The organism is Brevibacterium sp. K72, assembly GCF_050562175.1.
GTDB lineage: Bacteria > Actinomycetota > Actinomycetes > Actinomycetales > Brevibacteriaceae > Brevibacterium > Brevibacterium casei.
In genome coordinates this window covers 915,059-937,206 of the sequence record NZ_CP191582.1, presented here as the reverse complement: position 1 = coordinate 937,206, position 22,148 = coordinate 915,059, and the positions used below count along the sequence as shown (strand labels likewise).

At 69.6% G+C, this 22,148-nt stretch carries 20 protein-coding genes and 1 tRNA gene; 10 read left to right on the top strand and 11 right to left on the bottom strand.

Annotated elements, in window-relative coordinates; translation table 11 throughout:
• Nucleotides 1-103: 103 nt before the first annotated feature.
• Entirely contained in the window at nucleotides 104-706 is a 603-nt protein-coding gene (locus ACQ1RG_RS04165; protein ID WP_144587756.1) for a TetR/AcrR family transcriptional regulator, read from the top strand.
• 49 nt (nucleotides 707-755) lie between these two features.
• Here ACQ1RG_RS04165 and ACQ1RG_RS04160 read toward each other — a convergent pair whose 3' ends face one another.
• The 3 genes from ACQ1RG_RS04160 to ACQ1RG_RS04150 all read right to left on the bottom strand — a co-directional run bounded on the left by ACQ1RG_RS04160 (nucleotide 756) and on the right by ACQ1RG_RS04150 (nucleotide 3,258).
• Complete coding sequence (locus ACQ1RG_RS04160; RefSeq protein WP_063250356.1) at nucleotides 756-1,799, bottom strand: ankyrin repeat domain-containing protein; 1,044 nt, start codon at nucleotides 1,797-1,799, stop codon at nucleotides 756-758.
• Nucleotides 1,800-1,807: 8 nt separating this feature from the next.
• Complete coding sequence (gene selD, locus ACQ1RG_RS04155; protein WP_063250355.1) at nucleotides 1,808-2,806, bottom strand: selenide, water dikinase SelD; 999 nt, start codon at nucleotides 2,804-2,806, stop codon at nucleotides 1,808-1,810.
• Nucleotides 2,807-2,901: 95 nt separating this feature from the next.
• The gene (locus ACQ1RG_RS04150; protein ID WP_063250354.1) at nucleotides 2,902-3,258 is read right to left on the bottom strand and encodes a nuclear transport factor 2 family protein; all 357 of its coding nucleotides are present in this window, start codon (nucleotides 3,256-3,258) and stop codon (nucleotides 2,902-2,904) included.
• 121 nt (nucleotides 3,259-3,379) lie between these two features.
• On the opposite strand from ACQ1RG_RS04150, the gene ACQ1RG_RS04145 reads away from it, so the two are divergent.
• Nucleotides 3,380-4,168: a helix-turn-helix domain-containing protein gene (locus tag ACQ1RG_RS04145; protein ID WP_009376784.1), complete on the top strand. Its 789-nt coding sequence runs from the start codon at nucleotides 3,380-3,382 to the stop codon at nucleotides 4,166-4,168.
• A gap of 13 nt (nucleotides 4,169-4,181) precedes the next feature.
• Here ACQ1RG_RS04145 and ACQ1RG_RS04140 read toward each other — a convergent pair whose 3' ends face one another.
• The 3 genes from ACQ1RG_RS04140 to ACQ1RG_RS04130 form a co-directional block, all read right to left on the bottom strand.
• Nucleotides 4,182-5,948, bottom strand: a complete 1,767-nt coding sequence (locus tag ACQ1RG_RS04140; RefSeq protein ID WP_430600567.1) for an FAD-binding oxidoreductase — start codon at nucleotides 5,946-5,948, stop codon at nucleotides 4,182-4,184.
• Complete coding sequence (locus ACQ1RG_RS04135; RefSeq protein WP_156491177.1) at nucleotides 5,945-6,883, bottom strand: lysophospholipid acyltransferase family protein; 939 nt, start codon at nucleotides 6,881-6,883, stop codon at nucleotides 5,945-5,947. Before ACQ1RG_RS04135 ends, ACQ1RG_RS04140 begins: the two co-directional genes overlap by 4 nt.
• A 160-nt stretch (nucleotides 6,884-7,043) precedes the next feature.
• On the bottom strand, nucleotides 7,044-7,841 hold the full coding sequence (locus tag ACQ1RG_RS04130; protein WP_040341360.1) for an SDR family NAD(P)-dependent oxidoreductase: 798 nt from the start codon (nucleotides 7,839-7,841) through the stop codon (nucleotides 7,044-7,046).
• Nucleotides 7,842-7,971: 130 nt separating this feature from the next.
• On the opposite strand from ACQ1RG_RS04130, the gene ACQ1RG_RS04125 reads away from it, so the two are divergent.
• From ACQ1RG_RS04125 to ACQ1RG_RS04115, 3 genes are read left to right on the top strand one after another with little or no spacing between them, the layout of a single operon-like run.
• On the top strand, nucleotides 7,972-10,188 hold the full coding sequence (locus tag ACQ1RG_RS04125) for an HAD-IB family hydrolase (RefSeq protein ID WP_009376780.1): 2,217 nt from the start codon (nucleotides 7,972-7,974) through the stop codon (nucleotides 10,186-10,188).
• Nucleotides 10,182-11,186: a hypothetical protein gene (locus ACQ1RG_RS04120; RefSeq protein ID WP_009376778.1), complete on the top strand. Its 1,005-nt coding sequence runs from the start codon at nucleotides 10,182-10,184 to the stop codon at nucleotides 11,184-11,186. Before ACQ1RG_RS04125 ends, ACQ1RG_RS04120 begins: the two co-directional genes overlap by 7 nt.
• On the top strand, nucleotides 11,176-11,961 hold the full coding sequence (locus ACQ1RG_RS04115; RefSeq protein ID WP_009376776.1) for a ferritin-like domain-containing protein: 786 nt from the start codon (nucleotides 11,176-11,178) through the stop codon (nucleotides 11,959-11,961). The genes ACQ1RG_RS04120 and ACQ1RG_RS04115 overlap by 11 nt, the downstream gene beginning before the upstream one ends.
• An 87-nt stretch (nucleotides 11,962-12,048) precedes the next feature.
• Here ACQ1RG_RS04115 and ACQ1RG_RS04110 read toward each other — a convergent pair whose 3' ends face one another.
• The 3 genes from ACQ1RG_RS04110 to ACQ1RG_RS04100 form a co-directional block, all read right to left on the bottom strand.
• Nucleotides 12,049-12,762 carry a YczE/YyaS/YitT family protein gene (locus tag ACQ1RG_RS04110; RefSeq protein WP_063250351.1) on the bottom strand — a complete coding sequence of 238 codons (714 nt, stop codon included), beginning with the start codon at nucleotides 12,760-12,762 and terminating at the stop codon, nucleotides 12,049-12,051.
• Complete coding sequence (locus ACQ1RG_RS04105) at nucleotides 12,759-13,811, bottom strand: glucose 1-dehydrogenase (protein ID WP_009376772.1); 1,053 nt, start codon at nucleotides 13,809-13,811, stop codon at nucleotides 12,759-12,761. The genes ACQ1RG_RS04110 and ACQ1RG_RS04105 overlap by 4 nt, the downstream gene beginning before the upstream one ends.
• A 96-nt stretch (nucleotides 13,812-13,907) precedes the next feature.
• Nucleotides 13,908-14,846 (bottom strand): SMP-30/gluconolactonase/LRE family protein, encoded by a 939-nt coding sequence (locus tag ACQ1RG_RS04100; RefSeq protein WP_009376771.1) that lies wholly within the window; start codon nucleotides 14,844-14,846, stop codon nucleotides 13,908-13,910.
• Between the two features lie 160 nt (nucleotides 14,847-15,006).
• On the opposite strand from ACQ1RG_RS04100, the gene ACQ1RG_RS04095 reads away from it, so the two are divergent.
• The 5 genes from ACQ1RG_RS04095 to ACQ1RG_RS04075 all read left to right on the top strand — a co-directional run bounded on the left by ACQ1RG_RS04095 (nucleotide 15,007) and on the right by ACQ1RG_RS04075 (nucleotide 19,310).
• Nucleotides 15,007-15,102 (top strand) — tRNA-Sec (locus ACQ1RG_RS04095).
• 75 nt (nucleotides 15,103-15,177) lie between these two features.
• Nucleotides 15,178-16,638, top strand: a complete 1,461-nt coding sequence (gene selA, locus ACQ1RG_RS04090) for an L-seryl-tRNA(Sec) selenium transferase (protein WP_131248453.1) — start codon at nucleotides 15,178-15,180, stop codon at nucleotides 16,636-16,638.
• Nucleotides 16,638-18,485 (top strand): selenocysteine-specific translation elongation factor, encoded by a 1,848-nt coding sequence (gene selB, locus ACQ1RG_RS04085; protein ID WP_430600564.1) that lies wholly within the window; start codon nucleotides 16,638-16,640, stop codon nucleotides 18,483-18,485. Before selA ends, selB begins: the two co-directional genes overlap by 1 nt.
• A 208-nt stretch (nucleotides 18,486-18,693) precedes the next feature.
• Nucleotides 18,694-18,903, top strand: coding sequence for a type II toxin-antitoxin system prevent-host-death family antitoxin (locus tag ACQ1RG_RS04080; RefSeq protein WP_231882248.1), 210 nt, complete (start codon nucleotides 18,694-18,696; stop codon nucleotides 18,901-18,903).
• Entirely contained in the window at nucleotides 18,900-19,310 is a 411-nt protein-coding gene (locus ACQ1RG_RS04075) for a type II toxin-antitoxin system VapC family toxin (protein ID WP_009376747.1), read from the top strand. Before ACQ1RG_RS04080 ends, ACQ1RG_RS04075 begins: the two co-directional genes overlap by 4 nt.
• Before the next feature lie 137 nt (nucleotides 19,311-19,447).
• Here the strand turns inward: ACQ1RG_RS04075 and ACQ1RG_RS04070 are convergent, their stop codons facing one another.
• Together ACQ1RG_RS04070 and ACQ1RG_RS04065 are read right to left on the bottom strand one after the other, a co-directional pair.
• Nucleotides 19,448-20,719, bottom strand: coding sequence for a M20 family metallo-hydrolase (locus ACQ1RG_RS04070; protein ID WP_430600562.1), 1,272 nt, complete (start codon nucleotides 20,717-20,719; stop codon nucleotides 19,448-19,450).
• A 31-nt stretch (nucleotides 20,720-20,750) separates the two neighbouring features.
• Nucleotides 20,751-22,082 carry an MFS transporter gene (locus ACQ1RG_RS04065; protein WP_167560086.1) on the bottom strand — a complete coding sequence of 444 codons (1,332 nt, stop codon included), beginning with the start codon at nucleotides 22,080-22,082 and terminating at the stop codon, nucleotides 20,751-20,753.
• Nucleotides 22,083-22,148 lie beyond the last annotated feature (66 nt).

Sequence of the window (22,148 nt, the reverse complement as noted above, 5' to 3'; positions counted from 1 at the left end):
TAACTAGTATGGTGCATGCCACACCCGTCGATGTCAATCCATCGGCGCCGACCAGCCACTGCAGACCAGCCACTGCCGACCTCGACCCGGGAAAGAGCACTCGATGGCACGTCCGACCTCACCGCTGCTGAGCCGAGAGAAGATCGCGCTCGCCGCGATCGAGATGCTCGACTCCGGGCAGGAGCTCAAGATCCAGCCGCTCGCGAAGCGGCTCGGGGTCAGCCTCTCCTCGCTCTACCACCACGTCGACGGGCGGGAGGGGATCGTCCACGCGATGCGCGAGGTTCTCAGCGGCCAGTACGTGCTGCCGACGCCGGACGGGGACACGTGGCAGGACGCGGTGCGCGCGGGGGTCGGCTCGCTGTGGCGCCTCTACGCCGACCATCCGCGGGTGATGATCCACCTCCTCGGCGTGACCATCGAAGAACCGCAGACCCTGCGCCTCTACGAATCCCTCGTCTCTGCTCTCAAGCGGGCGGGGCTGCCCGAGGGCGAGGTCCTCTCGACCGTCGAGGTTCTCGACGCCTTCGCGTTCGGGGTCGCGATCGATGCGCTCTCACCGACGGAGATCTTCGCCCCCGACGACGAGGACTCCCCGCTCACCGACCTCATCGCCGCACATCCGACGGGGACTGAGCGCAACGAACTGCTCTACCGCCGCGGCCTCGACATCATCATCGCCGGCATCGAAGCGCGGGTGGAGTGAGGGAGCGCGCGGGCCGGCTTTCGGGAGCCCGACGACTGGGTGAACGCGTTCAGCGGAGGTAGTCGGGCGTGTCCAGGGGACGGCGCTCGGGGTTGACGAGGACCCAGGCCACGCTCTGCTCGGTGAGCGTGTCGACAGCCTGCTCCGAGATCCCACCGCCCCGGACCTGGTCGAGCGCGGCATCGACGGCGCGCAGACCATCGTCCGAAAGCGGCACCCCGCTCCGCACATGCCGGGAGAATGCCGTCGCCATCGCCGCGAAGTCGCGATCCCAGTTCGCCCCGCCGTTGTCGAGGATCTCATGACCGATCCGACCGGCGATGCGGATGACCTCACCCTGCACACTCGCGGAGGGTCCGGAGCCCGGCACAAGGATCCCCCACAGTTCTGAGAACTGCTTCTTCCATCCCGAGGTAGTGACGGTGATCGCCTCGCCGCCGGCGAGCACGCGAGGGCGTGCAGGCAGGTCGATATCGAACATCTCAAGGAGATCTGTCATAGCGTCGACCGTCGCGATACGAGCATTGCCGGCGGCCTGGTACCGGTACAGCGTCGTCATCGCCTTGCGCAGATACGGGCGAGCGTCCTCGCTCAAGGTTCCGCCCCGGGAGGCGAGGAGCCGGACGACGGGCAGTCCTCGTTCGACCTTCGACGGTTCGCAGCGGATGGCGGCGAGGTCGAGTGCCGTCCACCCGAGCGGGTCCGTCTCGGTCAGGGTTGCCCCCCGCTCGAGGAGCAGGGCGACGACGTCGGCGCGGTGGTTGGCCGCTGCCGCACACAGCGGCGTGTGCCTGCTTCCGGCTCTGATCGGGTCCGCCCCGCGCTTAATGAGCAGGTCGACGATCTCGAGGTCACCCTCCGCTGCGCGCGTCACCAGCGGCGACGCGCTGAACTGGTCTTCGGCCTCAATGTCCGCACCGTGGTCGAGCAGCCAGGTGACGACCTCGGCGGTGACGGTGCTGTAGGCGAGAGCCGTCTGCTTGCGGTATCCGCCGCGGGCATCGAGGGGCCGAGACTCGAAGATCTCCTGAAGCTCGATCAGGGAATACGCATCGCCGTACTCTCGGAAGTCCTTGGGCAGGGTCGTCGCCATCGTTCTCCTCAGCGGACGGTGATGCCCGACCCGGCGACGGTCTCGCCGATGACGGGATAGCCGGGCAGCTCGCCGACGACGAGGAGGCCGCCGGACGTCTGCGCATCGGCGAGGAGGAGGAGATCGTCCTCGGTGACGGTGTCGTCGGTCATCAGGTGCGGGCGCACCCAGTCGAGGTTGCGGCGGGTGCCGCCGGAGACGAATCCTGCCGCGATCGACTCATCGACCCCGCCGAGGCGGGGGACCTTTGCCGTGTCGATGACCGCACCGACCCCCGAGGCCCGCCCCATCTTGAAGAGGTGGCCGAGGAGTCCGAAGCCGGTGACGTCGGTGGCCGCGCGGACGCCTGCGGCTACGGCCTCCCGGGACGCGGATGCGTTGAGTTCCGTCATCGTCGCGATCGCCTCGGGGAAGACCTCTCCGGTCTGCTTGTGTCGATTGTTGAGTATCCCGACGCCGATCGGCTTCGTCAGGGTGATCGGCAGTCCCGCCTCGGCGGCGTCGTTGCGCATGATCGCCTCGGGATGGGCGACCCCGGTGACGGCCATGCCGTACTTCGGCTCGGGGTCGTCGATCGAATGACCGCCGGCGACGGGGCAGTTCGCCTCGGCGGCGACGTCGAGGCCTCCGCGGAGCACCTCGGTGAGCAGCTCGAACGGCAGGACCTCGCGCGGCCACCCGACGAGGTTGATCGCCGTGACCGGGGTCCCGCCCATCGCGTAGATGTCCGAGAGCGCGTTCGCCGCCGCGATCCGCCCCCAGTCGTAGGCATCGTCGACGACGGGGGTGAAGAAGTCGGCTGTGCTCAGCACTGCGAGGTCGTCGCGGATCCGCACCGCTGAAGCGTCATCGCCGTCGTCGAGACCGACGATGACCTGCGGGTTCGTCTGCCCGGTGAGGCCGCGGACGGCGTCCTCGAGCTCGCCCGGGGGGATCTTGCACGCACAGCCGCCGCCGTGGGCGAAACCGGTGAGGCGGTACTCCGAGACATCGATCGAGGTGTCCATGTGCGCGAGCCTAGCAGGGGAAGACTGCGGTGGTCTGGGTGTCCGAGAGGACCCCGACCGGTGCCGCGTGTGCACCTGCCGAGGTCCTCTGGTGTTCAGGCCGAAGCTGGCACCCTGTCGAGGAATCCACGCACATCCTCGATCCGGCCATGGTCATCGACGATGATGACGTCGAAGCCGATGATCACGGGTTCTGCGCCTTCGGGTCCCAGGCCCCAGCGGAAGCGAACCTGGTCGTGGTGGCCGTCCGGATCTCCGAGCGCTGTGAAGACGAAGTCCGGGAACTGGGACTGTGTGCTGTCGATGAGGGCGTCGATTCCTCCGCGCCCTCCCACCTCGGACAGGGGATCACAGTAGCTGAGGTCAGCAGAGAAGTGACGTTCGAGCAGTGCCTGCCGGTCGTCCCGGGCGGAATTCCAGGTCGCGATGCAGGCGTCGATGATCTGCTGCATGATGGCTCTCCTTGATTGTTGGGTGTGCAGGATCATCACCCATGTTTTCGCCGCTGCAGGGCGTTGGCCATGACTTCACAGGTCATGGAGGACGAGTCCGGCGCATGCCTACACTGACGACATGAACACGGTGGCGAAAGCGCAGTCGGTGGGGGACATGCTGCGGTGGTGGCGGGAACAGCGTCGCTTCAGTCAGCAGGAGCTGTCGAATCTCTCCAGCGTCTCGACCCGCCACTTGAGTCGGGTAGAGACCGGGCGTGCCCGACCCACTCCGGAGATGATCGACTTCCTCGCAGAGAACCTCGATGTGCCGTTGAGAGAGCGCAATCGGCTGTTTCTGGCGGGCGGCTATGCGCCGAAGTACTCAGAGGCGGACCTTGACGACACCTCTCTGTCCGTGGTGATGACCGGCCTGCGAGGTCTCCTCGATGCGCACGCACCGTACCCGGCTCTGCTCCTCGACGAGCAGTGGACGATCATCGACGCCAATGACGCGGTCGCTCACCTGCTGACCGACTGTGCTCCCGAGCTGCTTGAACCACCTGTCAATGTTGTCCGTCTCAGCCTTCACCCTCGCGGCCTGGCCCCGCACCTGGAGAATCTGTCCGAGTGGGCTGCTCATCTCTATCACCAGGTGCTGCGGCGGGGACAGCGCACGTGCGACGTGCGATTGAGGGATCTCGCCGACGAGATCTGCGAACTGATCGGGGAAACACCCCGCACGGAGGTCCCGGCGGGTCCCGTGGTGACGATGTCACTGCGAACGGAGACAGGGGTGTTGAAGCTGTTCAGCACCAGCGCCCGGCTCACGACTGCAGCCGACACCGCCCTTGAGGGTCTGCAGTTGGAGACGTTCCTGCCTGCCGATGCCTTCACGCGTCGGCACTTCACGTCCACCCAGGGGCAATAGGCTGTCAACTGGGTCAGTCGACGGCAGCGGCACGGCTGTGCTGGGACCCGGGGTCGGTACGGCCCTTGGGCACCGCCTCGGCGACGATCTTCCCGGGGTTGAGGTTGCGTCCGGGATCGGTGGCGCGGAAGAGCGAATCGACCATGAACGCGCCCGCCTCGGTGATGTCGTCGACGATCCACGGACGATGCTCGGTGCCGACCCCATGGTGGTGGGAGAGCCCTCCCCCGGAGTCGATGAACTCCTGCTGCACGGCCTCCTTGACCATTCGGTACTCCGCGAGCGCGGTGGCCTCCTCGGTGTAGGGGATCGCGAACGTGAAGTAGAGGCACGCGCCTCCGTGATAGCTGTGGGACATGTGACAGAACATGAAGCCGGGGCCGCCCATCTCGGCGCGGACCTGGGCGAAGCGCTCATGCACGCGCGCATGCATGTCCTTGAGGTTCGCCCAGCTCACCCCCGTCTCGCAGACGTCGCCGAAGACCCGGTAGTTGAGGAGGAAGTCGCGCAGGTAGGGCGTGTCGAACTTCATCTGGTCGTAGATCGCGCCCGGCCCGGTGCCGAGGCTGATTCCGCCGCGACCTGCGACGATCTTCTTGACCGCGGTCTTCTCGCGTCCGACGTGCTCCTTCGAGCCCTCGAAGCAGACGTAGGACAGGCACATCCCCTCCGTCGTGTCCCAGCCGCGCGAGCGCAGATAGGCGAAGAGAGCGTCCTGACCGCGGGCGGTGAGCTTCGACTTCACCGTCGTCGGCTCCGAGACCATGGCGAGGCTGAACCGCGTCTCGGGTCCGTCGGAGAGCCGGGTGAACGTCGGGTTGGCCTCCGAGCGCGCGATGTCGTGCATCGCCTCGACCCCGGACGCCCAATCCGGGTAGAGGTAGGCGACGACCTCCCTCACCTCCGGCTTCCGGTGGATCCGGACCGTGCATTCGCTGATGACGCCGAGGCGGCCCTCACTGCCGAGGATCATCTCGTGGACCGAGGGGCCGGAGTCCCGGCCGGGGATCGGCTTGCTCACGACGACTCCGCGCGGGTGGACGACGCGCATCCCGCGCACGATGTCCTCGATGTCGCCGTACCTGTCCGACTGCATCCCGGACGACCGGGTCGCCGCCCACCCGCCGAGCGTCGAATAGCTGAACGAATCGGGGAAGTGCCCCATGGTCCACCCGCGGACGCCCAGCTGCTCCTCGAGGTCGGGTCCGTACGCGCCGGCTTCGACCCGCGCGAGGCCCGAGTACTCGTCGACCTCGAGGACGCGCCGCATCCGACCGAGGTTGAGCGACACGATGGGTCGCTCCTCGTCGGGGTCGGGGGTGACCGAACCGGAGATGCACGAGCCGCCTCCGTAGGGGATGAGGACGAGATCGTGGTCGAGGACCGCGGTGAGCACCTCGGCGATCTCCTCCTCGCTGCCGGGATGGACGACGACATCGGTGAGACGGGGCATCGTCCCGTTCCGGACACGGTAGAGGTCGGGCAGGGAGCGCCCGAAGGAGTGGATGACCCGCAGCTCGTCGTCGACGCTGACGTTCTCGGTCCCCACCGCCTCGGCGAGGACGGCGAGGCCATCTTCGCTCACCCGTGAGGCGGGAACGTCGAACCCGCCGAGGTCGGGGATGCGCGGGCGCGGGGCGTTCCACAGGTCGAGGCCGACCTTCTCCTTCGCGATCGCAGCGAAGGCGGGCTTCGTCTCCCAGCGGAACTCGACGCCGTCGGCGCCCCAGCCCCACCAGCGGTGTCGCCTGACCTCGTCGACGCTCAGCGGTGCGCTCACGTCCTCGTCCCTTCGTCGGTGGTGTGATCTGTGGTGCCCTGCTCGGCGGCTGTGGCCTGCTTCTCTGCCGCGCCCTGCTTGTCGGGCTGCGGGGCACGGTCGGTGCGCCCGGATTCGTCGCCAGGGACACGTCGGTGGGTGAGTCGGGCGAGGCCGAGTTCGTCGGCCCCGGCGTCGAAGAGCTCCTCGACCCGGCACTGGACCCGCGCCGTCAGCGCCGGCAGCGACTCCCCGGGCTGGGCGAGGACAGGGGCGCCGACGATGACGCGCACCGGCCGGCGGCCGGGCACCGGCCAGCTCGTGCCCTTCGGCATCGCCTCCGAACCGCCGACGACGGCCGTCGGGACGATGGGCGCGCCGGTGTCGACGGCGAGTTTGATCGCCCCCACCTTGAAGTCGGCGACGAACCCGTTCTGCTGACGCCCGCCCTCGGGGAAGAGGAGGACGGGCACACCTGAGCGCAGCAGGGCGCGGGGCGTCTCGGAGCTGCCGTGGGAGCCCTCCCGGTAGACGGGGAAGGCGTTGAAGAGGAGTCGGACGAACATCCGCTTGTGCCACGCCGTGAAGAAGTAGTCATAGGCGACCCCGGCGGCGAGCAGACGCGCCTGTCCTCGCGGCAGGCTCTGCGCGATGAGCGGCGCGTCGAGGTGCGAGGTGTGGTTGGCGACGACGAGGAACCCACCGCGCAGGCCGCGCACCTCGGGATCGATCCGTGCCGAGGGGGTGATCGTCGAGCGGACGAGACCGCGGAAGAGGACGCGCTGGAGGACGAAGCGCAGCGCGGCGCGCGCCCGGGAGCGGTACATCGCCGTGGACGGGGCGTGCGGAGGTGGGGGTGCTGCGTCCCGCGACGGCGGGGTCGTCGGCACCTCGGTCGGTGCCGCCGCCGGCACGACTGCGGGCGACTGACCCTGGGGTGTTCTCTCTGCTCTCATCGCCCGGGGTTCGGAGCCGACCCCAGAACCGGATGCCGCCTCGGCGAGGAAATTCTCCCCGTCCCTCGTACGGTGCCCCACGCGCGGACGAAGCCGCTCGCGCGGATGGCGCACGTCGTGCGAGCGAAGCCCCACGTACGCACGGTCGTGGGGCTCGCGATCAGGCGCCACGGCGGTCTCTCTCCTCGTTCCGGCGGGAGGTGAGAGCACTCGAGAGTCGGTGGATCGCCGACCGGGGGGCGATCCGGAGGCCTGCGACGATGGCCTTCCAGCGCAGCTGCGGTACGCTCACGGTCCGACCCCTGGCGACGTCGCGCAGGCACTCCTCGACGAGGTCGTCGGGGTCGAGCCAGAGGACATCGGGGATCGAGGTCCCGGCGATGCCGGCGCGGGCATGGAACTCGGTGCGCACCCAGCCGGGCACGAGCGCCGTCACGGTCACCCCGGTGCCGGCGGTCTCGACCGCGAGCGACTCCGAGTAGTTGAGCGCCCAGGCCTTGATCGCGGTGTAGTTGTTCTGGGTCAGGCCCGAGCTCACCGAGCACACGGTGATGATCCACCCGCGTCCGCGCTTGGTCATCGCCCGGGCCGCGGCACCGCCGATGACGAGCACCGCCCGCTGCATCACCTCGAAGCCGCGGTCATGCTCCTCGAGGTCCGTGGCGAGCAGGCTCGCCCGCACGGAGAACCCGGCGTTGTTGACGACGATGTCGATGGGTCGGTGCTCTCCGGGGTCCTCGATGCGGACGGCGACCCGCGTCTGGTCGTCACGGTCGGCGAGGTCGGCAATGAGCGTCTCGACCTCGATCCCGAAGGTCGAGCGCAGGTCGGCCGCGAAGGTCTCGAGCCTGCCCTCATCGCGGGCGACGAGGACGAGTCCGACGCCGCGAGAGGCGAAGGCCCGGGCGAACGCGGCACCGATGCCCGCGGTGCCTCCCGTGATCAGAGCGACATGCATGCTTGTTACGATACAGTGACCTGCGTCATACTCCGCGATGACCTTGAGGGTGACCGCACCACCCATCCGATTCCCCGCCGGCTCCGAATGAGCATCCGAGACCGTTTCCGCGCGACCCGATAGGCAGCACATGACATCCAGCCGCATTCTCCTGACCGGCGTGACGGGATTCCTCGGTCAGGCGGTGCTCCAGGCCCTGCTCGAGAGCAGGCCGGACGTCACCATCACCGCCCTCGTGCGTCCCCGGGGCACCCGGTCGGGCAGGCAGCGCCTCGAACGGCTGCTCGCGAAACCGGTCTTCGGCTCCTGGATCGGACGGGCCGGTGAGGCCGCCGTGCGGGATGCTCTCACGGCGCGTGTCGAGGTCCTCGAGGGTGACCTCACCGACCTGCCGCCGCTGCCGCACGCCTTCGACGTCGTCATCCACTCCGCGTCGTCGGTGTCCTTCGACGCCCCCATCGACGAGGCGTTCCGCACCAACGTCACTGGAGTAGAGCATCTCTACCGGGCCCTGCGCGAGACCGGGCAGGACCCGCACGTCATCCACGTCTCGACGGCGTACGTCGGCGGCATCTCCAAGGGCCTCGCCCAGGAGCGTCGGCTCAGCCACAACGTCGACCACCGCGCCGAGTCCGCGGCCGCTGAACTCGCCCGCGACCGGGTCGAAGCCGAATCCCGTGCTCCCGAACAGCTGCGCCGCTTCCTCCGCAGTGCCCGCGCCCAGAGTTCCCGGATGGGACCCAAGGCCGTCGCCGCGTCCGCCGAGGCGGCGCGGGAGGCCTTCGTCGCCGACCGCCTCGTCGAGTTCGGCCGCACCCGCGCCGAATCCCTCGGCTGGACCGACGTCTACACGTTGACGAAGGCGATGGCCGAACGCGTCGCCGAAGCCGAATGGGCCGACCAGGGCCACCGGGTCTCCTTCGTCCGGCCCTCGATCATCGAATCCGCGCTCCGCCTGCCCCACCCCGGCTGGATCGACGGCTTCAAAGTCGCCGACCCGCTCATCATGGCCTATGCGAACGGCGGGCTGACCGAGTTCCCCGGCCACGCGGACTCCGTCCTCGACATCATCCCCGTCGACTTCGTCGTCAACGTCATCCTCGCGCTCGCCGCAGAGGACGAATCCACCGCCGCCGAGGCGGGGGCCCGGTACTTCCATGTCGTGTCCGGCACGTCGAATCCCCTGCCGTTCCACCAGATGGTGAGCACGGTGCGCGAGTACTTCCTCGACCGCCCGATCCCCGACCCCGAGGGCGAACCGACCCCGGTTCCCGAATGGAGCTTCCCGAGTTCCGAGCTCATCGAACAGCGCATCCGCCTCAAGGAACTGAGCTCACGTCTCGGGCGGGCCGTCGTCGACCGGCTGCCGTCGTCCCGGCGCACCCGCGGGTGGGTCTCGCATCTGAGCCGCGTCGATGCGGGGCTGCGGTCTCTGCGCCAGTTCGCCGACCTCTACCGGCAGTACACGAAGACCGAGATGGTCTTCGACGACGCTGCCACCCGCCGACTCCACGAACGACTGCCCGCGGACACTGCGCCCGAGCGGGGGTTCGACGTCACCGACATCGAGTGGGACCGGTACTTCAAGGACATCCACCTGCCCGCCATCACCGAACTCACCCGCACCTACGCCCGCACCCGGGCGCGCACGAGGCAGGACCGCACCACCTCGGCGGGGCTGCTGCCTGCCGGCGATGCGCTCGCCGTGTTCGACCTCGACGGCACGGTGATCTCGACGAACATCGTCCGGCAGTACGCGGCTGTCGTCCGCGCCACCCAGCCTCCCCACCGCTGGCCGGGAGCGCTCGCCGGCATCGCCGGGATCGTCCCCGGGCTCCTGCGCGCCGAATCCCGTGACCGCTCCGAGCTCATCCGCATGGTCAACCGCCGGTACCGGGGGTTCCACATCGACGAGCTGCGCGCGGTCATCGCGGGCAGCCTCGGGGAGCGGATCCGCGACTCGATCCGCCCGCAGGCCCGCACCCTCATCGACGAGCACCGCGCGGCCGGACACCGCACCGTGCTCGTCACCGGTGCCCTCGAAGTCCTCGTCGAACCGCTCGCCGACCTCTTCGACGAGGTCGTCGCCACCCGCATGGACGTCACCTCGGACGGCGTGCTCTCCGGGTACCTCGCGACTCCGCCGCTCGTCGACGAAGCCCGCGCGAACTGGCTGCGGAAGTACGCGAGCGGCGTCGGCGCCGACCTCGCGAAATCGACCGGCTACGGCGATTCCTTCGCCGATGCCGCGTGGCTCGAGCTCGTCGGCGAGCCGATCGCCGTCACCCCCGACCTCGGCCTCTACGGACATGCCCTGAAGAAGCGATGGAAGGTGCTCGAATGGTGATGCAGGGAAGCCGGAGTGCGGTCGACGTCGAGCATCCGCCGGGTCACGTCGACGGACGCCTGTTCTCCGACGCGGACCATCCGACGGTCCTCGTCACCGACTTCGACGTCCCCGGCTACCTCGAGCAGGCGCGGGGTCGCATCCCCGTCGACCGTGAGCGCATCGATCTGCCCGCCGAGGCGGCCCGTGACCTGGGATTCCTCTGGCGCTTGGAGAACTCTGCGCTCGCCGAGACCCGGGCGCTGCTGGCCTCATGGACGGCGAACGAAGCCCGGATCACCGCCTTCGTCACCGCGTGGGGATATGAGCGATACTGGCTGGCCAAAGCGCTGCGGGACGTCCTCGATGCCGGTGGCGCGACCGGATCCCCCGCGCCCTCGCGGGTGCCGTCGACCCGGCTGCGCGAGGTCTGGGTCGAGCGGGCTCTGCCGATCGTCGCTCCCATCGTCGGGGGCGTCGTCAGGGAGCCCGTCACCGCCGGCCACATGGCCCGGCTCGCCGTCCAGGAGGGCGCCCTCCAGGTCGCGGAGGCCGCCCTGCTGCCGCGGCTGAACGGGGAGGCCCACCGGGTCCTCGCCGAGGTGGTCGAGCGTCGCGAGGAGATCGTGCGGTTCTTCCGCACCGAGGCGATCGCCCGCATCACCCGGTCGCGACGCGAAGCCGTCCTCGCCCGGATCCACCTCGGCTGGCCCTGGGCGCCGCTGCGCATCGTCGGCGTGCCCGAGCCCGACGAGGCGGCGGCACTCGCGAGCCTCTTCGCCGAGGGCTCCGACCGGCGGGCGCTCACCGCCTCCGATGCGGTGATCGGGCAGCAGCTCGCCGGGAACCCTCAGCCGTCGGCGGACGAGGTCCGGGCGGCGCTGCGCTTCGCGCGCCGACGGCAGGGTAGTCCAGGCCGACGGAGGGTGACCAAGGACGGACGGCCCGGCACCGCGGGCAGTCGCCTGCGGTCCACCCGCAGCCGACCGGTTCGAGACAGGAGTGAGAATGGCGTTTGACTTCGACACCTATGCCGAGACGTCCGAGGCGGTGAGATGGTCGGACCTCGACTTCGACGTCTTCGACGCGATGCCGTTGGATGCGGACACGCTGCGCACGGTCCGCTACATGTGCGACGTCGAGTACCACACGACGTGCTTCGTCCGGGAGCTCCTCGTCACCCCCTCGCACCGGGAGGACGCGCCGGCGGCGTTCATGACGATGTGGAACCGGGAGGAGTTCTGGCACGGCGAGGCGCTCGCCGCGGTGCTGAAGAAGCACGGCATCCACGTCGACTACGACGAGATCAAGGCGAAGCGGGCGGGACTGGGCTGGAAGCTCGCCCTCGGTCCGGCGAAGCAGTCGCTGCTGTCGAACATGGTCGGCTCCGACTTCATCGCCGTCCACATGGCATGGGGCGCAGCCAACGAGCTCTCGGCCACCGCAGGCTACCGTCGGATGGCGGCGATGCAGGACCACCCGGTGCTCTCGCCGCTGCTCGAGCGCATCGCCAAGCAGGAGACCCGCCACGTCGCGTTCTATTCGACGCAGGCGAAGGAACGGCTCGAGGACAACCCGCGCGCGCAGAGGATCGTGCGACTGGCGCTCGGGAGGCTGTGGAAGCCGGTGGGCTCGGGGATGATGGACGACGCCGAGGTCAAGCACGTCATGACCCACCTCTTCCGGAACCAGACCGCTGAACTCGACAAGCTCGACAAACGCGTGCAGAAGCTGCCCGGTCTCGGGGACCTGACGATCTTCCGCAACGCCTTCGCCCGCCTCGGCATCGACTGAGAGGCGCGGCACCGGACTCCGGCACCGCCTCGGCGGCGCATGCGAAATCCGCACCACCTCGGCGAGGGAATGTGAACGGGGGAGGGATCAGATGAGCTTCGTCGGATCGGCCGGGTTCCCGGCCTCGGGATGGCAGTCGCTCAGTGCCCGGCCCTTCGTCAGCCGCGCGACGAGGGGTTCGTTGACGCGGGAGGAGAAGAAGGCGATGAGCGGGCCGCAGAAGAACGCGGTCATGATCGTGCCGACCCCGACGGGACCGGAGACGAGGATTGCGCCGACGAGGACGATGAGGTCCTGCGGGACGCGCACCCGCTGGTACTTCCACCCGGTGCGGTCGACGATGATCGGGGCGATCGCATCGTAGGGCGCGGTCCCGACCCCGGCGGAGATGTATCCGCTGGCACCGAACGCGAAGACGACGATGCCGATCGCGAAGAACATCGTCGCACCCCCGTGATCGCCCGGTGCGACGGTGAGCGGAGCGAGGAGACCGGCGAAGAGGTCGATGAAGAACCCGGTCAGCGTCATGTTGATGACCGTGCCGACGCCGATGTAGCGGCGGGCGAAGATGAGCACGGGAATGAAGAGGATCGCGTTGCTCAACAGCTGATATGCCCCGAGCGACCATCCGATCCGCTCACTGATGCCGATGTTGAGCGCCGTGTACGGGTCGACACCGACCCCTCCGGTCTGGAGGATCGCGGCGCCGAGGCCGATGAGGACGACTCCGGCGAGCGCGTAGAGCGACCGCAGCGCCAGGGATCCGGGAGCTCTCTCCTTCGCCGCGGCCGCCATCGTCATTCCTGGAGGTCGATGACGACCTTGATGTCGCCGGGGTGATGTTCGAAGGCCTCGAGCGCCTGGGAGAGGGGAACCGTGCGGGAGAGCAGGGAGGTCAGCCACTCCTCGTCCGCGGCGGCGAGCGCCGCGGCTGCCTGCTTCCAGTGGTCGACGTTGGCGTTGACGGATCCGACGATTGCGACGTTGTCGAGGACGATCGTCTTGCCGATGCTCGCGAGGTCGAGTCCGGTGGGCTCCTGCGGATCGTGCATGCCGAGGAGGCAGACGACCTGGTAGGGGGTGACAGCCTCGAGGATGTCGGCGAGGGTCGCCGAGTCCCCGGTCGTGTCGAGGACGATGTCGGGCTTCACCTCGGCGAGGACGCCGGGGAGATCCCCGGAGTGGAACTGCCCGCCGAGGCGGTCGACGAGCTCCTCCTTGTTGTCCCGCTGGGTGGCGTTGTAGAGATGGACGTCGAGCCCGCGCTGCCGGCCGAGGAGGGCCGCGAGCAGCCCGATCGTCCCGCCGCCGACGATGACGACGGACGCCGGGTCGAAGAACGCGCGCTCGCCGACGCGGAAGACCTGATCCCAGGCCTTCGCGACGACCGAGGTCGGCTCCATGAGCACCCCTGTGCGCCCGAGGCTCGGGTCGAGCTTGACGGAGAAGTCCTGCTTGACGACCCACTGCTCGGACCCGAATCCCGGCAGCTCCTTGATCCCGCGTTCGGTGTACTCGCCGTTGCGGCACATGTCGAACTCGCCGTGCGCGCACGCCGGGCACGGCACGGGGTCGGGGCGCCGGACGACCCCGGCGATGAGGTCGCCCGGGGCGAAGGCCGATCCCTCCGGGGCGGCTTCGACGCGGCCGAGGGACTCGTGGCCGATGATGAGCAGCTCCTCTCCCGGAGGCGCCCACCCGTACTGCCCGCCGTTGAGCTCGCGGTCGGTGCCGCACACCCCGATCGCCAGGCCGGTGACGAGGAGCTCGTCGGCAGCGGGCTCGGGCGTGGGCATGTCGGTGACGGCGAGCGAGTCAGCGGTGCCGGGGGTGATAGTGAGTGCTCTCATCGGGGTCCTTCGTGGTCGGGGTCGGGGTCGTGGGTGGGTGTCGCGTGGGTCGTGAGTGGGTGTCGCCTGGTCGGGCGGCTCGTCAGGCGGCGTCGCTCACCCGTCGAACGGCGCTGCGGGGACCCCGGTGGCGCCGGGGACGACGGCGAAGACGCCTCCTGCGCCCGGCTGGGTGCCCGGCTCGACGTTCTCCTGGGTCGTCGTGATGAAGAGGGTGCGCAGATCCGGTCCGCCGAAGGTGCAGGCGGTGACATTGGTGACGGGAAGGTCGACGATCTCGAGGAGTTCGCCGCCTGAGCTGCGGCACTCGACCCGCGATCCGCCGTAGATCGCCGTCCACACATTGTCCTCGGCGTCGACGCAGAGTCCGTCCGGTCCGCCGGCCGGGTCATCGTCGTCGAGGGTGAACACGCGACGGGGGTTCCTCAGTCCCGCCGACTCGTCCCAGTCGAGGACCCAGGTACTGCGGGTGGGGGTGTCGTTGTAGAAGGCGCGGCGCTCATCCGAGGTCCACGCGATGCCGTTGGAGATGGTGACGTCGTCGAAGACCGTGCTCACCGAGCCGTCGCCGGTAATCCGATAGAGGGCGCCGCCGCCCTCGCCCTGGTCGTAGCGCATCGTGCCGGCGAGGAATCGACCGGCCGGGTCGCACCCGCCGTCGTTGAAGCGGACGTCGGGGTCGGTGACCACCTCGGCGATCTCCGTCCATGCCCCGCCGGCGGGATCGTCGGAGACGCTGAGTCCGTGCTCGGTGAGGACGGCGACGCCGCCGGCGACGCGGGGGCGCAGGCATCCGGCGACCGGGCCGGGAACGTCGAGCGCGTCGACCATGTCGGGGGCCACCGGTGTGAGAACTGACCCGGCGGAAGTGCCGCTGACGTCGGCGGTCAGCGCTTCGGGTCGCACGGTGAGGATCCGTCCGGCGAGCATGTCGACGTAGCGCAGTGTGTTCGCGACCGGTGAACCGTCGTCGGGCCACCACACGGGACCTTCGGCGTGGAAGGCGACGGGAGGGACGAAGAGCTCTGCTCGCATGCTTCCTGCCTTGTGGGAGGGACGCTGGACGGGGTCGGTCGGGGACGTCGACCGTGGGGTCCACGCTATTGCCGCCGCTCACCTCAGTCAACGCCCCTTGCGGGATGGGGTCCGACCGCAGTGGATCACCATGTCCGCGGTACCCGGTAGAGTTCGTTCCGGAGGCGTCTGGCGTCCTGGTGGGCCCCCCGGTCTTCAAAACCGGTGAGACCGAGCATCTCGGTCTGGCGGGTTCGATTCCCGTCCGCCTCCGCCACAGACATCGCCGGCAAGGATGCTTGCCGGCACGGGACGTGAGCGTATGCGCGTCGGCACAGAGGAGGAGGCAGCCATGGTCGAGGCCGACCCCCGCCGGAGCATTCCGCGCACCGATCATCTCCTCGCCCTGCCTGAGGTCGCCGCCGCCCGCGACCGCCTCGGCGAGGCGACGATCCGTGCCCTCATCGCCGATGCCCAGGACTCCGCCCGGTCAGGGAAGCTTCCCGTCGCCGAGGTGACCCCCACCGTCATCGCGGCCGTGACCACGCGTTCGGCCTCCTCGCTCACCCCCGTGCTCAACGCGACCGGGATCATCGTCCACACGAACCTCGGGCGCGCGCCGCTCTCACCTGCGGCGCAGCAGGCCGTCAGCGATGCCGCCGGCTATGTCGACGTTGAGATGGATCTCGAGTCCGGCAAGCGGAGCAAGCGCGGAGTCGGGGCGAAGGCGGCGCTGCTGCGCGCCTGCCCCGCCGCCGAGGACGCGCTCGTCGTCAACAACGGCGCCGCCGCCCTGCTCCTCGCGGTGACAGCGCTGCGGGGCAGTGGGGACGCTGCGGATTCGACCTCGCCGGGCCGGTCCGGTCCGGGAACCACCGTCCCGGATGAGATCGTCGTCAGCCGCGGGGAGCTCGTCGAGATCGGGGCCGGCTTCCGTCTGCCCGACCTCATGGTCACCACCGGCGCTCGCCTCCGTGAGGTCGGCACGACGAACCGGACGCATCTGGCCGACTATGCCGCGGCCGTCGGCCCGGCGACCGCGAGCCTGCTCAAGGTCCACACGAGCAACTTCCGCGTCGACGGCTTCACTGCCGAGGCGACCCTGCCCGAGCTGCGCGGCCTTGCCGACGAACACGGGCTGCCGCTCATCGCCGACCTCGGCAGCGGACTCCTCACTCCCGACCCGGTTCTGCCGAACGAACCCGACATCGACACCGCCCTCCGGGACGGGGCCGACGTCGTCATCGTCTCCGGCGACAAACTCCTCGGCGGACCGCAGGCCGGCCTCATCCTCGGCCGGACCGAGGCCGTCGAGCGGATCGCGAGGCACCCGCTCGCCCGCGCGATGCGCACCGACAAGCTCACGCTTGCGGCGATCGAGGCGACGATCTCAGGAGCCTCGAACCCGGTTCACGACGCCCTCCACCTCGACCCGGTCGACCTGCGCAGACGCACGGATCGCCTCGCCGAGGCGGTCGGTGGAACCGTGGTCGTCCACGAGGGTCGCGTCGGCGGCGGGGGTGCTCCCGGCGTCCCCTTACCCGGGTGGGCGCTCGAGCTTCCCGAGGACTTCGCCGAACCGCTGCGCCTCGGCGATCCGGCCGTCGTCGCCCGCGTCCACCAGGGTGTGTGCCTCGTCGACCTCCGGTGCGTGCCCGAAACCTCCGACGGTGCGCTCGCCGATGCGATCCGCGCGGCCGCCGACCGCCTCGGCGGAACCGGCGCAGCGGCTGACCGCGGTCAGGGCGGACCCTGCATCACGGAAACCGCGACGCAGACGGCCGCGCACGACCGCCTCGGCGAGGGCACCTGATGTTCGTCGTCGCGACGGCTGGGCACGTCGATCATGGGAAGTCGACCCTGGTCAAAGCCCTGACCGGGATGGAACCGGACCGGTGGGCCGAAGAGCGCAGGCGCGGGCTGACGATCGATCTCGGGTTCGCGTGGACGACGCTGCCCTCGGGTCGGGAGCTCGCGTTCGTCGACGTCCCCGGGCACGAGCGGTTCCTCGCGAACATGCTCGCCGGGGTCGGGCCCGCGCCGATCGTCTGCTTCGTCATCGCCGCGGACAAGGGCTGGCAGGCGCAGTCGAGCGATCATCGGGACGCGATCGCAGCCCTCGGGATCGACCGGGGGCTCGTCGTCGTCACCCGCGCCGACCTCGCCCCCGACACCGTCACGGAGACGGAAGCCCAGGTGAGGGCCGAGCTGCGGGGGACGACGCTCGCCGATGCGCCGATCGTCACGGTCTCGGCGACGACGGGGCAGGGCATGGACGAACTCATCGCCCGCCTCGACGAGGTCACCGCCGCCGCCCCCGCTCCGGACGCGGACGCGCGCGTGCGGCTGTGGATCGACCGGGCGTTCTCGATCACCGGGGCGGGCACCGTCGTCACCGGCACGCTCACCGCGGGAATCCTGCGCGCAGGCGACCGGGTGCGCGTCGTCGGCGAGTCCGTCGACGTCGTCACCGGGATCCGCGGGATGCAGAGCAGGGAATCCTCCGCCGAGGTCGTCACCCCCGCCGCGCGCGTCGCCGTCAACGTCCGCGACGTCCCCGTCGACGACATCCACCGAGGTGACGCCCTCATCACGCCCGATGCGTGGCCGATCGTCGAGGTGCTCGACGTGCGCCGGACGATGGGTGAGGCGCTCGACGACGGCGTCCACGAGCTCATGCTCCACATCGGCACCGCCGCCGTGCCAGTGCGTCTGCGCCCCTTCGACGCCGAGCACGCCAGGCTCACCCTCGAGCGCCCGTTGCCGCTGCAGCTCGGCGACCGCATGGTGCTGCGCAACCCCGGCAGCCGCAACGTCTTCGCCGGCGTCGTCGTCCTCGACGTCGACCCGCCTGAGCTGGGACGACGCGGCGACGGGGCGCGGCGGGCCGCTGCGTTGGCATCGCGGCCGGTGACCGGGGACGTCCTCGCCGAGGTGGCCCGGCGGGGAGCCGTCGAACGCGTGGTCCTCGTGCGGTTCGGTCTGACGGTGCCCGAGGCGCTGCCCTCAGGCGTCGAGGCGCTGGGTGCCTGGCTCGTGCACGCTCCGACGCTCCAGGCGTGGGTGACGGCGGCCAAGGAAGTGGTGGCGAAGCAGCTCGCCGCACAGCCGATGGCCCCGGGCGTGCCGGTCAAAGCCGTCGTCGAGGCCCTGCGTCGGGTCGATCCGCCGCTGCCGAGTGCTGGGGCCCAGCCGGCCGCGTCCCCAGGCAGCGGAACCGGGATCGGCGCGCTCGTCGCCGAGGTGATCCGACGAGCCGGTCTCGAGGCGGCCGACGGCGTGGTCCGCCCACCCGGTCACCGCGCGGATCTCGGCCCTGCGGAGGCGGGTGTCGCCAAGGTCGAACAACGCCTCAAGGCCAATCCCTTCGATGCCCCCGAGGCCGATGATCTGCGGGCGCTGTGCCTGGGAGCGCGGGAGCTCGCGGTCGCCGAGAAGGCGGGGAGGGTGCTGCGCCTCGGCGACGGTGTCGTCGTCTCCCCGCGGACCCCGGCGCAGGCGATGCGACTGCTCGCGGGACTCGATCAGCCGTTCACGACGAGTCAGGCCAGGCGGGCGCTGGGGACGACGCGGCGCGTCGTCATCCCCCTGCTCGAGCACCTCGACTCCCGCGGGTGGACGAGGCGACTCGACGGTTCGCACCGCGAGGTCGTGCGGTAGGACGTGCTCGAAAGCGGCGGGCGGTCCGCGGTGCAGTCAGGGCCGCTGACCAGATGTCCGAGCGCGACGGACAAGTCCGCTGCGCAGGGACTTCACGTTGGCGATATTGATGCGCCCCCGCATCAGCGCCGGTAGAATGTAGTGACAGTAGGCACAAGCCGGAGGGGTTGCGATGACGACGATGTCGAGTCGGGAATTCAATCGAGACGTGTCTGCGGCGAAGCGTGCGGCAAAGGACGGCCCGGTCACCATCACCGACCACGGGCGACGCTCACATGTGCTGCTCACTGCGGAGGACTACGACGCACTCGTCGACTCCGACGAACTCATGGGTGATCGGCTCGTCATCGAGGGCGACGATGTCGAGCTGGAGCTTCCGCCGCGCTCGGGGTCGTCGCTGCGGATTCCGACGCTGTGAGGTTCCTTCTCGACACGAACATCGTCAGCGATGCGCGCCGCGGAGGCCGCTCACCGGCCGCCGAGTGGGTGAGGACGCAGCGACTGCGCGCCCTCGCAATCAGCGCGATCACCCTCCTCGAGATCGACCTCGGAATCCGGCTCAAGGAGCGCAGAGACCCCCGAGCCGGGGTCGTGCTCCGACGCTGGCTCGACGATCAGGTGCGGGAAGCGTTCACCGGGAGGATCCTCCCGGTCGACGAAGCAGTGGCGCTGCGGGCGTCGCAGCTTCATGTCCTCGACCCGATGTTGGACATGGATAGTCTCATCGCGGCGACGGCGATCGCGCATTCGCTCACGCTCGTCACGCGGAACACCGCTGACTTCGAACGCACCGGCGTCGCCCTGCTCAACCCCTGGGACGACTGAGGAGCGTCGGCGCGAACCCGCCGGGACACTGACCGCCGGCAACCGCTCGGTTCCGATCCCACTGCGCTGGATCGATCCATGCCATGTGGATCGGAACCGAGCGGTGACCGATTCGCGATCCGCCCCGTGCGCGCTCCTCACCCCGCAAGCGCGCCGCCTGCCAACCGCCGGACCACCTCGGTGAGGTGATGGAGACCGGAGAGGAGGTCCTCGTCCTTCGTGAACTCCTCAAGGTTGTGCGAGATCCCGGCGACGCTCGGCACGAAGAGCATGACCGTGGGCACCGTGTCCTTGAGATTCGTCGAGTCGTGCCCGGCCACCGTCATCACCCTCGCCGAGGTGAGCCCGAGGTCATCGGCGACCGCGCGGGCGAGCTCGACGCCGTCCTCGCCGTAGGGGTTCTGATCCCAGCTGTGCTCGGCGGTGATCTCGATGTCGACCCCGACCTCCTCGGAGATCTTCGCGACCGTGTCCATGAGCGAGGCGTGGGCGGCGGCGATCACCTCGGCGCTGGGGGAGCGGAGGTCGAGGAGGAGCTCGACCTCGCTCGCGACGACGACCGGCGAATTCGGGTAGACGTTGAGCTCACCGCACGCGGTGTGCAGCGCTCCGGGTTCGAACTCGTCGACGAGCTCGCGTGCGGCGACGACGAGTCGCGCTGCGCCGAGCAGGGCATCGCGCCGATCGGTCATGAGAGTCGACCCGCTGTGGGCCTGCGCGCCGTGGACGCGGAACTCGAACTTGTGCGCGGCCCACGTCGCATCGACCAGCCCGATCGTCACGCCGTCCTCCTCCATGCTCCGCCCCTGCTGGACGTGGATCTCGGCGTACGAGGCGATTTCCGGGGCGGTGAAGTCACCGCGTTCGCCGATCGCATCGAGCGCCTCGGCGACGGTGACCCCGTGCGGGTCGGTCGTCGCGAGCGCCGCCTCGAGGTCGGCCTTGCCGGTGAAGACGTTGCTGCCCATCATCGAGGGCTTGAACCGTGAGCCCTCCTCGTTGAACCAGTTGACGACGGCGAGGTTGAACCGCGCCTGCGAGGGGTCTGCGCGGAGTTCATCGGCGATCGCGAAGCACGCGTGCGCGCTCGCCATCACGCCGTACGCGCCGTCGAAGCGACCGGCCGTCGGCTGCGAGTCCATGTGCGATCCGGTGAGGACGTACGGGGCGCCGGGGACGAGCTCGAGCAGTCCGAACTGATTGCCGATCGCGTCCCGTTCGACGGTGAACCCGTGGTCCTCGAGGAGCCGGGCGAACCACGTCCGCTGCTGCCCGTCGGCCTCGCTCGCGGCCTGCCGATCGACCCCGTTGGTCCCCTCGACCGCGCCGAAGCGGGAGTGGACGGCCCAGTCGGCGAGGAAGTCGGCGTCGCGGGTGGCCTGGGTCGGGGTGCTGGGGTTCTCGTTCATCGTGTGGACTTTCCGTGCGGGAGCCGAGTGCTCAGTGCTTGAAGCCGGGGAGGTCGACGCTCAGCCTCGGCGCGATCGCTCCGGCGAACGCCGTGAAGAGGGAGAGGAAGATGAGCATCGCCGCGGCCGGCCACCAATGGTCGTTCGCCGAGACGACGAACCCGGTCGCGAGCAGCGGGATGAAGCCCGAGAGCATGCCCGCGGCGTTCTGCGCCATGCCCACCCCGGTGTAGCGGGTCGTCGGGGGGAAGAGCCCGGTGAGCACCGTGCCCGAGGCCGCATACGGCAGGGAGAGCGCTCCGACGGCGATTGTCATGGCGATGACGATGAGGACCGGCTGTCCGGACTCGAAGAGGAGGAACGCGGGGACCGCGATGACCGCCGAGGCGATGCCGCCCCAGAGGATGACCCTGCTCGCGCCGTACTTCGCCCCGAGCATCCCTCCCCAGATGAGGATGAGGATCTCGACCGCGGCGGCGACCATGCTGCCGAGCAGGAGGAGCGAGTCGTCGTAGCCGAGGATGTTCACGCCGTAGTAGACGCAGAAGGCGGTGACGAGATAGAAGCCGCCGACGCCGAGGAGTGCTGCCGCCATGCCGACGATGATCTGCTTCCAGCTGCGCTTGAGAGTCGTCGAGATCGGGCTCTTCTCGACCTCACCGGACTCCTCGAGCTGGCGGAAGACCGGGGACTCCTCGAGGCGGCTGCGGATGTAGACGGCGACGAGGAGGAGTGGGATGGCGACGAGGAACGGGATCCGCCAGCCCCACGAGTTGAAGTTCTCCTGTGAGAGGAGCAGGGTCATGACGAAGAAGCCGCCCGAGGAGAGGATCGTGCCGATCGGCGAGCCGATCTGCGGGATCGCGGCGTAGCGGGCGCGCAGGTGGAGCGGGGCGTTCTCGACGACGAGCGTCATCGCCCCCGACCATTCGCCGCCGACGAAGAGACCCTGCGCGATGCGCAGGAGGACGAGGAGGACCGGGGCGGCGAACCCGATCGCCGCGTACGTCGGGAGCATGCCGATGAGGCCGGTGACGATGCCGATGCCGACGATCGTGATCATGAGGACCCGACGACGTCCGATCCTGTCACCCATCCGACCGAAGATGATGCCGCCGATGGGGCGGGCGGCCAGGCCGACGCCGAAGGTCGCGAACGACGCGAGGGCTGCGGCGGTGGCGTTTTCCGAGGTGAAGTACTGGACGTTGAAGATCAGCGCGGCGGCGGCGCTGAAGAGGAAGAAGTCATACCATTCGAGCGCGGTGCCGATGAGTGCCCCGGCGGCGACCTTGTTCGCGTCCTTGACGCTGAGTTCCTGCGTCGCGTCGTATTCGATCGCCGAGGTGGTGGGGTCGTTGCTCATGCGTGATCTCCGTCGATTGCGTGGGCGGTTCTGCGACTGCGGGGTCGGGCGTCCGCCTGCGTGGGT